The organism is Arcobacter arenosus, assembly GCF_005771535.1.
Classification (GTDB): Bacteria; Campylobacterota; Campylobacteria; order Campylobacterales; family Arcobacteraceae; genus Halarcobacter; species Halarcobacter arenosus.
This window is the reverse complement of sequence record NZ_VANU01000003.1, coordinates 17,004-32,467: the sequence shown is the minus strand read 5'-3', so window position 1 is coordinate 32,467 and position 15,464 is coordinate 17,004. Positions and strand designations below refer to the sequence as shown.

The 15,464-nt window shown below is 30.5% G+C and carries 14 protein-coding genes; 10 read left to right on the top strand and 4 right to left on the bottom strand.

The features are described 5' to 3' along the window. Window positions 1-17: 17 nt before the first annotated feature. The 6 genes from murI to FDK22_RS07295 all read left to right on the top strand — a co-directional run bounded on the left by murI (window position 18) and on the right by FDK22_RS07295 (window position 5,796). Window positions 18-815: a glutamate racemase gene (gene murI / locus FDK22_RS07320; RefSeq protein WP_138152270.1), complete on the top strand. Its 798-nt coding sequence runs from the start codon at window positions 18-20 to the stop codon at window positions 813-815. Next, a complete protein-coding gene (locus tag FDK22_RS07315; protein WP_138152269.1) occupies window positions 808-2,925 on the top strand; it encodes a DNA polymerase III subunit gamma/tau in 2,118 nt (705 codons plus the stop codon). The genes murI and FDK22_RS07315 overlap by 8 nt, the downstream gene beginning before the upstream one ends. Window positions 2,926-2,989: 64 nt before the next feature. Next, the gene (locus tag FDK22_RS07310) at window positions 2,990-3,826 is read left to right on the top strand and encodes a DsbA family protein (protein ID WP_138152268.1); all 837 of its coding nucleotides are present in this window, start codon (window positions 2,990-2,992) and stop codon (window positions 3,824-3,826) included. 1 nt (window position 3,827) lies between these two features. Further along, window positions 3,828-4,769: a hydroxymethylbilane synthase gene (gene hemC, locus FDK22_RS07305; RefSeq protein WP_138152267.1), complete on the top strand. Its 942-nt coding sequence runs from the start codon at window positions 3,828-3,830 to the stop codon at window positions 4,767-4,769. Window positions 4,770-4,854: 85 nt separating this feature from the next. Continuing rightward, a complete protein-coding gene (locus FDK22_RS07300; protein ID WP_138152266.1) occupies window positions 4,855-5,397 on the top strand; it encodes a hydrolase in 543 nt (180 codons plus the stop codon). Window positions 5,398-5,409: 12 nt separating this feature from the next. Further along, complete coding sequence (locus tag FDK22_RS07295; protein ID WP_138152265.1) at window positions 5,410-5,796, top strand: thioredoxin fold domain-containing protein; 387 nt, start codon at window positions 5,410-5,412, stop codon at window positions 5,794-5,796. 88 nt (window positions 5,797-5,884) lie between these two features. On the opposite strand, the gene prpF is transcribed toward FDK22_RS07295, so the two are convergent. The 4 genes from prpF to prpB form a co-directional block, all read right to left on the bottom strand. Next, a complete protein-coding gene (gene prpF / locus FDK22_RS07290) occupies window positions 5,885-7,060 on the bottom strand; it encodes a 2-methylaconitate cis-trans isomerase PrpF (RefSeq protein ID WP_138152264.1) in 1,176 nt (391 codons plus the stop codon). A gap of 129 nt (window positions 7,061-7,189) precedes the next feature. Beyond that, window positions 7,190-9,784 (bottom strand): Fe/S-dependent 2-methylisocitrate dehydratase AcnD, encoded by a 2,595-nt coding sequence (acnD, locus tag FDK22_RS07285; RefSeq protein ID WP_138152263.1) that lies wholly within the window; start codon window positions 9,782-9,784, stop codon window positions 7,190-7,192. An 87-nt stretch (window positions 9,785-9,871) separates the two neighbouring features. Continuing rightward, window positions 9,872-11,020 (bottom strand): bifunctional 2-methylcitrate synthase/citrate synthase, encoded by a 1,149-nt coding sequence (gene prpC, locus FDK22_RS07280; RefSeq protein ID WP_138152262.1) that lies wholly within the window; start codon window positions 11,018-11,020, stop codon window positions 9,872-9,874. A gap of 59 nt (window positions 11,021-11,079) precedes the next feature. Beyond that, window positions 11,080-11,964, bottom strand: a complete 885-nt coding sequence (prpB, locus tag FDK22_RS07275) for a methylisocitrate lyase (protein ID WP_138152261.1) — start codon at window positions 11,962-11,964, stop codon at window positions 11,080-11,082. A 177-nt stretch (window positions 11,965-12,141) separates the two neighbouring features. Between prpB and FDK22_RS07270 the strand changes: the two genes are divergently transcribed. The 4 genes from FDK22_RS07270 (at window position 12,142) to FDK22_RS07255 (ending at window position 15,455) form a co-directional block, all read left to right on the top strand. Then, entirely contained in the window at window positions 12,142-13,119 is a 978-nt protein-coding gene (locus tag FDK22_RS07270; protein ID WP_138152260.1) for a hypothetical protein, read from the top strand. 16 nt (window positions 13,120-13,135) lie between these two features. Beyond that, entirely contained in the window at window positions 13,136-13,708 is a 573-nt protein-coding gene (locus FDK22_RS07265; protein WP_138152259.1) for a TetR/AcrR family transcriptional regulator, read from the top strand. A 331-nt stretch (window positions 13,709-14,039) separates the two neighbouring features. Continuing rightward, window positions 14,040-14,903, top strand: a complete 864-nt coding sequence (gene thyA / locus FDK22_RS07260; protein ID WP_138152258.1) for a thymidylate synthase — start codon at window positions 14,040-14,042, stop codon at window positions 14,901-14,903. A 9-nt stretch (window positions 14,904-14,912) separates the two neighbouring features. Further along, the gene (locus tag FDK22_RS07255) at window positions 14,913-15,455 is read left to right on the top strand and encodes a dihydrofolate reductase (protein ID WP_138152257.1); all 543 of its coding nucleotides are present in this window, start codon (window positions 14,913-14,915) and stop codon (window positions 15,453-15,455) included. Window positions 15,456-15,464 lie beyond the last annotated feature (9 nt).

The following is a 15,464-nucleotide window of genomic DNA, read 5'->3' as shown; positions in this document are numbered from 1 at the left end:
TTAAATAAAGGTATTTATTGAAAGTTGGGATTTTTGATTCAGGTCTTGGTGGTTTAACAGTTGTAAAAGAGATTTCAAAGCTTTTTAAAGGTGGAGAAATTTTTTATATAGCTGATACTGAATATGCTCCATATGGAGAAAAAAGTAAAGATGAGATTTTAGAACACTCTTTATCTATTACTAAATATTTGATAAAAAATCATAATATAGAAGCTTTAATTATTGCTTGTAATACAGCTACATCAGCTGCAGTAAAAGAACTTAGAATGGAGTTCAAAGATTTAATTGTTATTGGCACAGAACCTGGTATTAAACCTGCTATAACAATGACAAAAAGTAATAATGTAGGAGTTCTAGCAACAAGTGCTACTTTAAAGGGGCAAAAATACCAAACGTTACTTAATGATTTAGCTATTTTAAAAGAGATAAGATTATTTGAACAAGCATGTCCAGGTTTAGTTGAGAAGATTGAAAATGGAATGATTGAAGATAATAAAACCCACGAAATGTTAAAAAGCTGGTTAGAGCCTATGAAAAAAAGTGGGGTAGATACAATTGTTTTAGGTTGTACTCACTACCCATTAGTTTCAGATATTATAAAAGATTATATGGGCAAAGATATAAATTTAATTGAAACTGGTTTTGCAATAGCAAAAAGACTTGAAGATTTAAGCTCTAAAAAAGGGCATATAAATGAGGGAGAATTAGATATCAAACTTTATTATACAAAAGATATAAATTTAAATATGGTTAATTTAATTTTAGATAAATATACAATTGGTGGAAAGATAAAAGTAAGGGATATTAATGGATGAAAAAATTGTAGAGAATAGGGTGTTAGCATTAAAATATAGACCAAAAAGATTTGAGGATTTAGTTGGACAAACAACAATTTCTCAAACTTTATCTTTAGCTTTAGATTCAAGTAGATTATCCCATGCATATCTTTTTAGTGGATTAAGGGGAAGTGGTAAAACTTCAACTGCTAGAATTATGGCAAAGGCACTTTTATGTTCAAATGGACCTACCTCAAGACCTTGTGAAGTGTGTGAAAATTGTCAAAGTGCAAACACAAATAAACATCTTGATATTATAGAGATGGATGCCGCTTCAAATAGAGGTATTGATGATATTAAAGATTTAATTGAACACACAAAATATAAACCAAGTAGTGCCCGATTTAAAGTGTTTATAATCGATGAGGTTCATATGCTTACAACTCAAGCATTTAATGCCTTACTTAAAACACTAGAAGAACCTCCAGGTTTTGTAAAGTTTATACTTGCAACAACAGATCCACTTAAACTACCAGCAACTATTTTAAGTAGAACTCAACATTTTAGATTTAATAAAATTGCAAATTCTGATGTGATGCATCATTTATCACATATTTTAAATGAAGAAAATATTGATTTTGAAACTGATGCTTTAGAGATATTAACAAGAACTGGACAAGGAAGTTTAAGGGATACTTTAACTTTGTTAGACCAAGCAATTATCTTTTCAAAGGGAAAAATTACTACAACAGCAGTTGTTGATATGTTGGGACTTATTGAACCAAAATTAATGGATGAACTTTTTGATACTATATTAAAAAAACAAGATTTTACAAAATTAGTACAAGAATTAGAAAACTATGAGATATCACAAGTTTGTGATGAAATGACAATTTATTTAAAACAAAAAATGCTTGAAAAAGATGCAAAATTTAATATTCTTTTATTTGATAGATTTTTTAGAATATTAAGTGATGCAAAACATTTGTTGGCAATAAATTCTGATGGAGGATTTGTATTAATTTTAACCTTATCAAAAATGGTTGAAGCAACAAATTTAAAAACTATTGATGAGATTATAAATCAAGTTCAAGAGATTGAAGTTAAGCCAATTATGAAAGAAGTTATTTCAACACAAAAAGTTGTAGAACATGCACATAATGATATTAACCATGCCTATGATGATGTAGTGGTGAAGGTTGATGAAACTTTTATGGAAAATAAAAAGGCCTTAAATGAAAGCAAACCAATAGAAATTGAAAAAAATGAAATTGAAGTAGTTGATGAAATTGATGAAATTGAAGAACTAATAGAGATTGAAACTGAGACAACTATTTCAACAGATAGTATAAATGCAATACCTACCGTTGAACCTATTGAAGTTGTTGAACAAAACACCAACCCTTTTCCAAACCCTTTTGATGAAGAGTTTAATGCACCTTTAGAAAAAGAACATAATCAGATGATTGAAGAGCCTGTTTCAAATATGGCTTCTGCAGTAGAGGAAAAACAAGAAGAACAAGTAGAAATAAGTTCTGAAACAATAGATGAAATACCTAATGAAACAGTTCAAGAGATTGTCCAAGAGCCAATTGTAGAAGAACCAGTTTATGAACCAATACCACAAAGTGTTCCTGAAATAATTGATGAAAATACAAAGGCATATAAACAACTAATTGCTAAGGTTTATGAAAGGGACGATGAGTTAGGTGAAGCATTTGAAAAGAACTTTGTTTATAAAAACTTTTCAGATAATAAACTTGAAATCAGTTCTTATGCGCAAGGTGATGAAAGAAAGTTTTTATTAAAACATTATGGGATATTAAAACTTTTTATATATGATATTTTTGGTGAAAATATTGAAATCGAATTTATAAAAGAAGAATCAAAACCGGAAACTGTTGCAAAAAAGGATAACTTCCAAAGTAATGAAAAGCCTGATACTTTGGAAGAAACAAATAATGATTCAGGCTCAATGATTGAAGATATAGAGATTGGTTCAGGTTGTGTTGCAGATATGCAAAAAACAGCTAATCCAACTGCTTCTCAAAAAGAATTACAGTTAAATGATATACTAAATTCTAGTCAATTAAATACAACAAAAGAATTGTTTCATATTAAAAAAATTACAGTTAAGACCAAAACTTAACTCTTAAGTTTGTTAAGAATATAATTCTTGGCTTAAGATATGAAAAGACTATGAAAGGATATAAATGAAATTAATATCAATTATTGGTGCAACTGCACTAATGTTTGGAACTATACTAGCTAGTGATACTGTTGATGATAGAGTACTTAAATTTGAAAAAGAAAGATTTTCAAAAAATAAAAGAGTAGAAATTAATAGTGTAAAAATAAATACAAAAAAAGAGATGCCACAAAAAGGTTGGTATGGATATATTATAGATTTAGATGCAAAAATGGCAGGAAAAGAGATAAAAGCTAAGGATGTGATTTTTTCAAATGGTGAATTGATCGCCCCAGAACTTTTTGATATAAAAACTGGTATGGCATTAAAAGATTTGATGAATCCAACATTAACTAAAGATTATTATGATGAAAAAAAATTAATTGCAGGAAATCCTAATGCAAAGGATAAATTAGTTGTATTTTCAGACCCTTTATGCCCTTTTTGTATGGACTATTTACCTGATGTAATAAATTATGTGAAAGAAAACAACGATAGTATAGCTTTATATTATTATCATTTTCCATTATTAAGAATTCATCCAGCGTCTGCTCCTTTATCTGCTCTTATGATAGTAGCTAAAAAAGATGGGATGGCAGATATTGAATTAAAAGTATATAAAGCAGATTGGGATAAATATTTTAAATCAAATGAAACAGATGCTCAAAAAGTTATTGATGGATTTAATAAAGAGTTTAATACAGCTTACACAATAAATGATATAAAAAATGAAAAAATTGGAGATGAATTATCAGCTGATATCTCTAAAGGGGATAATGTGATGGTTCAAGGAACACCAACTATTTTTGTAAATGGTGAGCAAGATAAATCAAAATTAAAATATGAAATGTTAGGAAATTAAAATGGAAAAATTAATAATTGCAACAAGAAAAAGTAAATTAGCCCTATGGCAAAGTGAGTATATAAAAGCTGAATTAAATAAACATTACCCAGATATGGAAGTTGAGTTAAAAACATTTTCTACAAGGGCTGATAAGATTTTAGATGTTCCTTTAGCTAAAATAGGTGGTAAGGGATTATTTACTAAAGAGCTTGAGATTGCACTTGCTTCAAAAGAAGCTCATATTGCAGTACATAGTTTAAAAGATGTTCCTGTTAATTTTGAAGAGGGTTTTGCACTAGCAGCAGTTACAAAAAGATTTGACCCAAGGGATGCTTTTTTAAGTGAAAAATATGAAGGTATTCATGATTTACCGAAGGGTGCAGTAATTGGTACAACAAGTTTAAGAAGAAGATTAGAATTAAAGTTATTAAGACCTGATATTGTTTTAAAAGATTTAAGGGGAAATATTAATACTAGAATTGCTAAGTTAAAAGATGGTGAGTATGATGCAATTATTCTTGCCGCAACTGGATTACAAAAACTTCAAATAGAAGATGAAGTGAAATATTTCAAACCTATTTCAACTGATGATATGATTCCATCTATGGGACAAGCTACACTAGGTATTGAAACTTTAGATAACAAAGAGATTATCGATTTAGTTTCTGTTTTACATGATAAAAATGCACATATTGAATCAACTATTGAAAGAGATTTTGTAAGAACCTTAGAGGGTGGTTGTCAAGTTCCAATTGGTGTAAAAGCAACTATTTTAGATGAAAACTCTATTGATGTAAAAGCAATAGTTGGTATGCCTGATGGAAGTGAATATATTCAAGAAGATATCGTTGCAAACATTGAAGATTTCGAAAATGTAGGTAAAAATTTAGCTCAAATATTTATTGACCAAGGTGCAAAAGAGTTATTAGCTCGTGCTGAAAAAGTAGCATTTGAAGATTAGATGCTAGTTTAATGTTACGAAGTTTTGGTAATATAAAATAAATTTTAAGTCCCTAAAAAATAGGGGCTATTTTTAGGAGTAGTTAATGAGAATTAAAGCAGAAGATTGTGTATTTGTTCAAGTTGATGTACAAGAAAGATTATTCCCTCATATTCAAAACAATGAAGAGTTAGAAAAAAACTTAGTAACATTAGTAAAAGGTTTACAATTACATGAAATTCCTATGATTGTAAATGAACAATATAAAAAAGGTATTGGTGAAACAATAGTTAGTTTAAAAGAGTTAACTGATATCTATCCCCATTTTGAAAAGACAACTTTTTCATGTTGTGGAAATGAAGATGGACTTTGTGCAATAAAAGACACAGGTAAAAAGATTGTTATTTTAGCTGGTATTGAGACTCATGTATGTGTTTTACAAACAGCACTTGATTTATTAGAAGAGGGCTTACAAGTAGTTTTAGTAACTGATTGTGTTAACTCTAGAAAAGAAAAAGATAAAGAGATGGCAATACAAAGAATGATTCAAGCAGGAGTGATTCCAACAACTTATGAATCATTATTATTTGAGTTAACTGTAAATGCGAAAAATCCAGTATTTAAAGAGATTTCAAAACTGGTAAAATAAAAGGGCTTGATTATGGGAAAGATTGTTTTTTTAATTTTTATGTTATCAAGTTTTTTAATCTCTTCAGAAATTAAAGAGTTAAAAACTTTTGATGATATTAAAGAAGATAAAAAAAACTTTCTTATGTTTAGTACAGATTATTGCCCTTGGTGCGCAAAACAAAAAAGAGTACTTGAAGAGATTGACATAATTAGAGATGATTTATATATGTTTTATGTTAATGATTCAAGTGATATTTTTAAAAAACTTTTAAAAAAATATTCTTTTTCTATAAAATATTTTCCCACTTCTTATGTTATTGAAAAAAGTGATGGTGAGTTAATCATTTTATATGAGTTTCAAGGGTATCAAAAAAAAGAGAATATTCTTAAGGTTTTAAATGATGAGGATAGTTTTTAAAACTATCCTTTTTTTATATATAAAAAAAGGGGTAAGAGAATGTACTCTTACCCCTTTTAATTAAACGTCCTTAGTAGAGAAAAGAGATTTAGTCCATAGTACCAGCTGGAACATGAACATTTCCATCCATTATAATTCTAGCACTTCTACTCATACTAGCTTTTTCAACAATGTATTTATCACCATCTTTAGATAAAGTTGCACCAACTTTAATTGCACCACTTGGATGACCAAAAGTAACAGCACTTTTTTCACCACCACCTGCAGCAATATTAACTAATGTTCCTGGAATACAAGCAGCAACTCCAATAGCAACTGAAGCTGTTCCCATCATTGCATGGTGTAATTGTTGCATAGATAATGCTCTTACATGTAAATCCATCTCTTCTGCTTTTACTTCTTTTCCTGAAGATGTGGTAAAATCTTGTGCTGGAGATACAAATGCAATTTTAGGCGTATGTTGTTGAGTTACTGCATCTTCTGGTGATTTCATCACACCCATTTTAAGAGCACCTGCAATTCTGATTTTCTCAAATCTCTCAAGTGCTTCTTCATCAGAGTTAATATCACCTTGAAGTTCAGTTCCTTTATATCCAATCTCATTTGCATTTAAAAATACAGTTGGAATACCAGCAGTTATCATAGTAGCTTTAAAAGTTCCAATACCTTCTACTTCTAAATCATCTACTAGGTTTCCAGTTGGAAATAACTCTTCACTTGGATCTACTGGTTCAACAAACTCTAATACGATTTCTTCAGCAGGGAATGCAACACCATCAATTTCATAATCACCCATCTCTTTAACCATTCCATTTTCCATAGTTACATAACATAGAATAGTTTTTTTGATATTTGCTTGCCAAATTCTTACACAACATACACCATTTTCAGGCACATTATCTACTAATCCTTCATGTATAGCGAAAGGACCAACTGCAGAAGATAAGTTTCCACAGTTCCCACTCATATCAACAAAGTCTTTATCAATAGCTACTTGACAGAAATAGTAATCAACATCATGATTTGGAACATCAGATTTCCCAACTAAAATAGCTTTTGAAGTAGATGAAGTTGCTCCACCCATACCATCAATTTGTTTTTTATATAAATCTGGAGAACCAACTATTCTTTGCAATAATTTATCTCTTTTTCTTGGATCATTTTTTGCTTCTTCTGGTAAATCTGCAATATTGAAAAATGTACCCTTTGATGTACCACCTCTCATATATGTAGCTTTAACTTTAAATTGTGGTTTGTAAGCCATAATCTTTTCCCTTATTGTAAATTCTTACTAAAAAATCATACTTTTGATTCTCTAGAAAAAACTTTATATTTTTAATCTCATTCCCAAGCTGTAACTTGGGAATAAGTGTAGATATTGCGTGAGTTTTTATTACCCTTCAGCAACAACATCTTTAGCGAATTTTTGTAAAATACCACCATTTTTGTAAACTTCAACTTCAGCTGAAGTATCTAATCTACATAAAACATCGAATTTAACAACTTCACCGTTTGCTCTAGTCATAACAACTGTTAAGTCACATCTTGGAGTGATTTCACCTTCGATATCAAAAGTTTCACTTCCATCAATTTCATAAGTAAATCTAGTATCACCCTCTTTGAATTGTAATGGTAATACACCCATTCCAACTAGGTTAGTTCTATGGATTCTTTCAATTGATTCAGCAATTAAAACTTCAACACCAGCTAATCTTACACCTTTAGCTGCCCAGTCTCTTGATGAACCTTGACCATAGTTAGTTCCAGCAATAATAATAAGTGGTTGTTTTCTATTTGTATACTCTTCAATAGCTTCCCACATTCTAGATTCTTTACCTTCTGGCATAATCTTAGTTAATGAACCTTGTTTAACAGTTCCATCTTCATTTTTAACCATTTCGTTAAATAATTTTGGATTTGCTAAAGTAGCTCTACTTGCTGTATTGTGATCCCCTCTATGTGTTGCATATGAGTTTAAGTCTTCAACTGGAAGACCTTTTGATAAACAATACTCACCAGATGCAGATGTTGGTAAAATCGCATTTGATGGAGATAAGTGGTCTGTTGTAATGTTATCAGGGAATACACCTAATGGTCTCATACCTTTAAGTGCTGGCATTTGCATATATTCATCTTCCCAATAAGGAGGTTTGTTAATATATGTTGAATTTGTATTCCATTTATAGAATGGATCTACTTTAATATCACCTAATGGATTTCTAGCAAACATTGGCTCATAAATAGCATTATACATTTCAGGTCTAACATACTCTTTTTCAATTGCATCAATTTGGGCATCTGATGGCCATAAATCAGCTAATTTAATCTCATTTCCATTTGCATCTTTACCTAAAGAATCATTTTCAATATCAAATCTAACAGTACCAGCTAATGCATATGCAACAACTAATGCAGGTGATGCTAAGAATGCTTCTTTTACATATGGATGGATTCTACCATCAAAGTTTCTGTTTCCAGAAAGAACTGCAGTTGAATAGATATCTCTATCAATAACTTCTTGTTGGATTTTTGGATCTAAAGCACCTGACATACCATTACAAGTAGTACATGCAAAACCAACTACACCAAATCCTAATTTTTCTAATTCAGGTAATAAACCAGCTTCTTTTAAATAAACTTCAATTACTTTTGAACCTGGTGCCAATGAAGACTTAACCCATGGTTTTCTAGTTAATCCAAGCTCATTTGCTTTTTTAGCTAAAAGCCCTGCAGCAATAACGTTTCTTGGGTTTGAAGTATTTGTACATGAAGTAATAGCAGCAATTAAAATACCACCATCAGGAATTAAATCACCCTCTTGAGTCCACTCTTTTACAATACCTTCTTCTTTTAAAGTAGAAGTTGGAACTAATTTATGTGGTTTAGAAGGACCTGCTAAAGATCTAGTTACTTTAGATAAGTCAAATTGGATTGTTCTAGCATATGTAGCATTTTCAAATTGATCTGCCCATAAACCATTAGCTTTTGCATAAGCTTCAACTAACTCACATTGTTTTTGCTCTCTACCTGTTACTTTTAAGTAAGAAATAGTTTGTTCATCAATAGCGAACATACCAGCAGATGCTCCATATTCAGGAGTCATATTTGCAATAGTTGCTCTATCCCCTAAGTTAAGGTATTTAATACCAGGTCCAAAGAATTCTAAATATGCAGAGATAACATTGTTTTCTCTTAAGAATGAAGTCATAGATAATGCAATATCAGTTGCAGTAATTCCAGGAGCTCTGTCCCCTACAATTTCAACACCAATAATTTCTGGAACTCTCATATAAGATGGGTTTCCAAGCATTACGTTTTCAGCTTCTAATCCACCAACACCAACAGCGATAACACCAAGTGCATCAACATGAGGAGTATGTGAATCAGTTCCAACTAATGTATCAGGAGATGCTACTCCATCATTTAAATGTACAACTGGTGACATTTTCTCTAAGTTGATTTGGTGCATAATACCATTACCTGGAGGAATAACATCAACATTGTCAAATGCTTCTTTAGTCCAGTTAATAAAGTGGAATCTATCTGCATTTCTTCTATCTTCGATATCTCTATTTTTTTGAAATGCATCTGGATCAAATCCACCACACTCTACTGCTAATGAGTGGTCAACGATTAATTGAGTTGGAACAACTGGATTAACTTTATCTGGATTACCACCTTTTGAAGCTACTGCTTCTCTAAGACCTGCTAAGTCAACAAATGCAGTTAATCCTAAGATATCGTGACAAATAACTCTTGATGGAAACCAAGGGAAATCTTTGTCTGTTCTTTTTTCAATTAATTGTACTAATGAATCTTCTAAATCTTCACTTGGACACTTTCTAATTAAGTTTTCTGCTAAAACTCTTGAAGTGTAGTTTAATTTTTCAAATGAACCAGGAGTAATGTCTTCTACAGCAGATTTAACATCGTAGAATTTAACACCATCAACACCTGGAAGGTCTTTAAGATATTTTTCGTTTGTCATATTTATACCTATCTAATATATTTTGTAATCTATAAAAAAAAGCCATCAAAAGAATTGATGGCTTTTAAGTCTTCAATAATCTTTTGATTATTCTCTTTCTTCTAAAGGAACGTAAGTTAAACCTTCTGGACCAGTATAGTTTGCAGATGGTCTAATGATTTTTCCATCTTCTCTTTGCTCAATTGCATGTGCTCCCCATCCAGTTACCCTTGAGATAATGAAGATTGGAGTAAACATATCTGTTGGGATTCCCATTTGGTTATAAGAAACTGCTGAGAACCAGTCTAAGTTAGGGAACATTTTCTTCTCTTCCCACATTACAGATTCAATTCTTTCAGCAACATCATACATTAATGTATTATTGTTTTCTTCTGATAATGTTTTAGCTACTTCTTTAATTACAACGTTTCTTGGGTCACAGATTGAATAAACTGGGTGACCGAAACCGATAATAATCTCTTTTCTAGCCATTCTTTCTCTAATATCTTTTTCTGCTTCATCAGCTGAAGAATATCTTTCTTGGATGTAGAATGCAACTTCATTTGCTCCACCATGTTTTGGACCTCTTAATGCTCCAATTGCACCAGTGATACATGAGAACATATCTGAGTTAGTACCAGAGATAACTCTTGAAGTAAATGTTGATGCATTAAATTCGTGCTCAGCATATAAAATTAATGATGTATGCATAGCTCTAACCCAAGATTCTCTTGGTTTTTCACCATGTAATAGGTGTAAGAAGTGTCCACCAACTGAATCATCATCAGTTACTACATCAATTCTTTTTCCATTATATGCATAGTGGTACCAGTAACATAACATAGAACCAAAACAAGCCATTAATTTGTCAACTATATTTTGAGCTTCATCTTTTGGGTGAGATTCATCTTCAGACATAATCGCTCCAAGAACTGAACAACCAGTTCTCATAACATCCATTGGGTGTGCAGTTTTTGGTAATTGCTCTAATGCAACTTTTACACCATCTGGAATATCTCTCATCCCTTGTAGTTTTTCTTTATAAGCAGCTAATTCTGCTTTATTAGGTAATTTTTCATGTACAATTAAGTATGCAATTTCTTCAAATTCTGCTGTTTTAGCAAATTCTAAAATGTCATATCCTCTATAGTGTAAGTCATTTCCACTTTTTCCAACTGTACAAATAGCAGTGTTACCTGCAGCGTGCCCTGATAAAGCAACAGATTTTTTTGGTTTAAATCCCGTAGTAGTACTCATAAATTTCTCCTTTTGTAAACTTTTCCCTAGTTTTTTTATTTTTACTTTTTTAAGCCTAATTACTTAGCTTTTCCCTTAGAAAATAACTCGTCCATTTTTTGCTCATAGTCATGGTATCCTAACATATCGTATAGTTCCATTCTTGTTTGCATAGTATCAAGAACACTCTCTTGTGTACCTTTTTCTCTTAGTTCTTTATATACATTTAATGCAGCTTTATTCATCGCTCTAAATGCTGATAATGGATAAAGAACCATTTCAATCCCAACTGAACCTAATTCTTCAGTAGTAAACATTGGAGTTGCCCCAAACTCAGTAATGTTTGCTAATACTGGAACATCCATTTGATCAGTAAATTCTTTATACTCTTTTAAAGTGTGAACTGCTTCAGCGAAAATTGCATCTGCACCAGCTTCAACATATGCTTTAGCTCTAGCGATTGCAGCTTCTTGACCTTCAGATGCGTGTGCATCAGTTCTAGCAATAATGTAGAAATCTGGGTCTAATTGCATTTTAGCATCAACTGCAGCTCTAATTCTGTCACACATCTCTTCAGTAGAAACTAATTCTTTATTAGGTCTGTGACCACATCTTTTTGCAGCAACTTGATCTTCGATATGTAATCCAGCAGCACCAGATCTGATAAATTCTTTTACAGTTCTAGCTACGTTGAATGCATGTCCCCAACCTGTATCTGCATCAACAATTAGTGGAGTATCACAAATAGAAGTAACTCTTCTAATATCAATACATACATCTTCAATCATAGTCATACCTAAATCTGGTAAACCGTATGAAGCGTTAGCAATACCACCACCTGATAAATAGATAGCTTTGTATCCAACTTTAGTAGCTTGTAATGCTTGGTAAGCATTGATAGTCCCTACGATTTGTAGTGGAGATTCTTCTTTTAATGCCTCTCTAAATTTTTTTCCTGCGCTCATATGAATCCTTATATAAATTAAGTGATAATAATTATACTACTCTTTGTAAAGGTGGGATTGTATAGTTTTTGATTTAGAAATTACAATTTTTTTTAATAAATAGAAAATTTGTACAATATTTGTTCTTATGTATACTAATGGTACAATAAATTTCAAGAAAATTATTAGGGCGTTAAAATGACATATAAAAATGGAATAGAAAAATTTATAGAGATTTTTAAAAGATCAAATTTAAGTATATCAAAATTTGCCTCTTTAATACAAAAAGATAGACGTACAGTTACGTCTTGGATAGATCATGTTTCTGATATTGAGCCAAACGATGATGTTAAAAACAAAATTTGTCAGGTGTTTAGATATCCAGATTTTATCTGGGAAGAAGGATGTACAGGGGAAGAGTTTATAAAGTCAATTAGTCAGATTCCTCAAAAAGAGGTAAGAATTATTGACGAAGACTATGAGGGAAGATTAAAATATATTATGGATCTTGAAAAAAATAGAAGATTTGTAATTCAAGCGCAATTCCCTGGACCAATGTATAGAGATACTGCTGTAAAAAAAGTTTATAGAACAAGAACATCAACGGAAATAGAAGAATTAAAACAGTTAAGAATTGAACAGATGTTAAGATATGATTATGATACTACAGAGTGGTATTCAATTAAATCAGTTCTAATTTTCTGTTTTGCTAACTTTGGTAACTTTTATACAAAAGAGGAAAAAATCAAGATTTTAGAATTGATGTATGAATTGTTTAATAATAACTATAATAAAAAATTGTTTTTATTTGATTCCTTTTCAAGAAAAATATATGGTATGGACACTACATATATATCTATTAATGTAAAACAGAAGATTTTATTTTTCAAATCGCCTATTGAATCTGTTTTTATTGAAATTAGAAATAAAAATTTAGTTGAAAGGATGCATAAATATTATTCATCACCAATTGAAGCACCATCTCATGTAAACTTTTTAGAATCAGTTAAGATTTTAAAGGTATTACAAGATGCAGTAAGATATAACAATAGTATTATTCAAGCATATGAAACTATTAATAGAACAACTGATTATGGTGAACTATTTTATAATAACTTATCATTAGACTTACAAAAACAAGTAAGTCAACCAAAACCAGGACAAAAAAGAAATTAATTAGGTGGGAGAGATAATGACAACAAAGGAAAAATTGTTAGCTGTAACCTTTGAGGAGATATATAAAAATGGGTATTATTCTGTCTCAGTTGACAAAATATTAAAAAAAGCGGAACTTAATAAAGGTAGTATGTATCATTATTTTAAATCAAAAAAAGAGTTGGTTTTAGCGGTTATTGATGTACATGTTTATGGTTATATTGATAAAAAATATAGTGCAATCTTAGATGTAGAAGAAAACTATATTGATTCTATGTTTAATGTTTTAAGAAACACAGATTCATTTAATCATACTTTGGGGTGTAGATTAAACTCATTAGTTCAAGAATTATCTCACCATGATGACGATTTTAAAAAAGCTTTAGAAAAAGTTTATTTAAATTTTGAAGATATTATTTATAGAGTTTTAAAAAAAGCTGAGCAAAATAAAGAGATAGAACATCCAGATATAAAAGAACTTGCTATCTTCGTTGTTGCATCTATTGAGGGGTGTTTATCAACTTCAAAAAAGAGTCAAGATGGAAAGATCTTTGCAAATTGTATAGAGCAATTAGCCTACTATTTTGAAAAAATAAAAATTAAATCATAAAATTTTTAAAATATCTTGACTAAATAGTCAAAAATTGTTATAATTTCTTTGACCAATCAGTCAAGATCTTCTTTCGTCTCAAAAATTGACTGGTTAGTCAAGAGCTTTATGAAAACAATTTTAAAAGGATATGCCATGAAAAAATTTATTGGAATTGTAGTTTATAGTTTTACACTTGCTACATTAGTTGCAATGATGTTATCAGAAGGTTCTAAATTTTATTCGTAAAATTTAGAATTTTCAATATTTAATTTTATCTCCTACTTAAACCGCTCTTACAAATTATTTTAATACAATAAACAATTCAAATTAATAAAATCAAGGAAAAAACTTGAAGCAATATTTAGACTTACTGCAATATATTTTGGACAATGGAACTACAAAAGAGGATAGAACAGGAACAGGAACAACTTCAGTTTTTGGATATCAAATGAGATTTGATTTAAGCCAAGGTTTTCCATTAGTTACTACAAAAAAGACTTTTTTAAAAGGTATCATAAGTGAACTTTTATGGTTTATAGAAGGTAGTACTGATGAAAGAAGACTTGCTGAAATTCATTATGGTGACAAAGCATCAAACATTATAGGTAAAAATACAGTTTGGACAGCAAATGCAGATGCTCAAGGTAAAGCTTTAGGTTATACAAATACTGACACAATAAAAGAATTAGGTCCTGTTTATGGAGCTCAGTGGAGAAGTTGGAAAGGTGCAAATGGAAAATCTTATGATCAACTTGCTGATGTTATAAATCAAATAAAAACAAATCCAGATTCAAGAAGAATTATATTAAATGCATGGAATGTAGCTGAGATTGAAAACATGGCTTTACCACCATGCCATACTTTTTTCCAGTTTTATGTTGCTGATGGAAAATTATCTTGTCAACTTTATCAAAGAAGTGCGGATGTATTTTTAGGGGTACCTTTTAATATTGCTTCTTATGCACTTTTAACAATGATGATTGCTCAAGTTTGTGATTTAGAAGTTGGAGATTTTGTACATACTTTTGGGGATGCACATATTTATTCAAATCATATGGAGCAAGTAAATTTACAATTAAGTAGAACACCACATAAACTACCAACTATGAAGATAAATCCAGATATCAAAGATATAAACAATTTTAAAATGAGTGATTTTGAACTTGTTGGTTATGAGTGTGATGAACCAATTAAAGCTGTAATGGCTGTGTAAGGAAAAAGAATGAAAATCTCAATGATAGTTGCATATGGAAAAAACTGGAAGATTGGTATTAACAATCAGATGCCTTGGCATATTCCAGAAGATTTTAAGAACTTTAAAGCTATTACCTCAGGTCATCATATATTAATGGGAAGAAAAACTTTTGAATCTATTCTTAGTATTTCTGCAAAACACAGTAGTTCTGGAGTTGGAAAACCACTTCCAAATAGAACTTCATTAGTTCTAACTAGAGGTGAATTTAAACATGATGACGTTTATACCTTTTCTGATGTTCAAGAAGCATTTAATTTTGCACGTGCTAATGCAGAAGAGGAATTATTTATCATAGGTGGAGCAAATATTTATGAAACACTTTTCCCATATGTTGATAAAATGTATTTATCTGAAGTTGATTATGACGGTGAAGCTGATGCTTATTTGAAAGAGATTGACTTTTCTACTTGGGACTTAACTGAACAAAAAGATTATGATGCAATTTTAAATGAAGATGGTAGTGTTAAAACTCCAGCTTGGAAATTTAAAGTTTGGATTAAAAAAGATTAATTTTTTTAA

What these genes read in the sequence shown, in the direction of transcription:
- FDK22_RS07315 (WP_138152269.1), top strand. Translation starts at nt 808, where the DNA reads ATGGATGAAAAAATTGTAGAGAATAGGGTGTTAGCATTAAAATATAGA.
- FDK22_RS07310 (WP_138152268.1), top strand. Translation starts at nt 2,990, where the DNA reads ATGAAATTAATATCAATTATTGGTGCAACTGCACTAATGTTTGGAACT.
- hemC (WP_138152267.1), top strand. Translation starts at nt 3,828, where the DNA reads ATGGAAAAATTAATAATTGCAACAAGAAAAAGTAAATTAGCCCTATGG.
- FDK22_RS07300 (WP_138152266.1), top strand. Translation starts at nt 4,855, where the DNA reads ATGAGAATTAAAGCAGAAGATTGTGTATTTGTTCAAGTTGATGTACAA.
- FDK22_RS07295 (WP_138152265.1), top strand. Translation starts at nt 5,410, where the DNA reads ATGGGAAAGATTGTTTTTTTAATTTTTATGTTATCAAGTTTTTTAATC.
- prpF (WP_138152264.1), bottom strand. Translation starts at nt 7,060, where the DNA reads ATGGCTTACAAACCACAATTTAAAGTTAAAGCTACATATATGAGAGGT.
- acnD (WP_138152263.1), bottom strand. Translation starts at nt 9,784, where the DNA reads ATGACAAACGAAAAATATCTTAAAGACCTTCCAGGTGTTGATGGTGTT.
- prpC (WP_138152262.1), bottom strand. Translation starts at nt 11,020, where the DNA reads ATGAGTACTACTACGGGATTTAAACCAAAAAAATCTGTTGCTTTATCA.
- prpB (WP_138152261.1), bottom strand. Translation starts at nt 11,964, where the DNA reads ATGAGCGCAGGAAAAAAATTTAGAGAGGCATTAAAAGAAGAATCTCCA.
- FDK22_RS07270 (WP_138152260.1), top strand. Translation starts at nt 12,142, where the DNA reads ATGACATATAAAAATGGAATAGAAAAATTTATAGAGATTTTTAAAAGA.
- FDK22_RS07265 (WP_138152259.1), top strand. Translation starts at nt 13,136, where the DNA reads ATGACAACAAAGGAAAAATTGTTAGCTGTAACCTTTGAGGAGATATAT.
- FDK22_RS07255 (WP_138152257.1), top strand. Translation starts at nt 14,913, where the DNA reads ATGAAAATCTCAATGATAGTTGCATATGGAAAAAACTGGAAGATTGGT.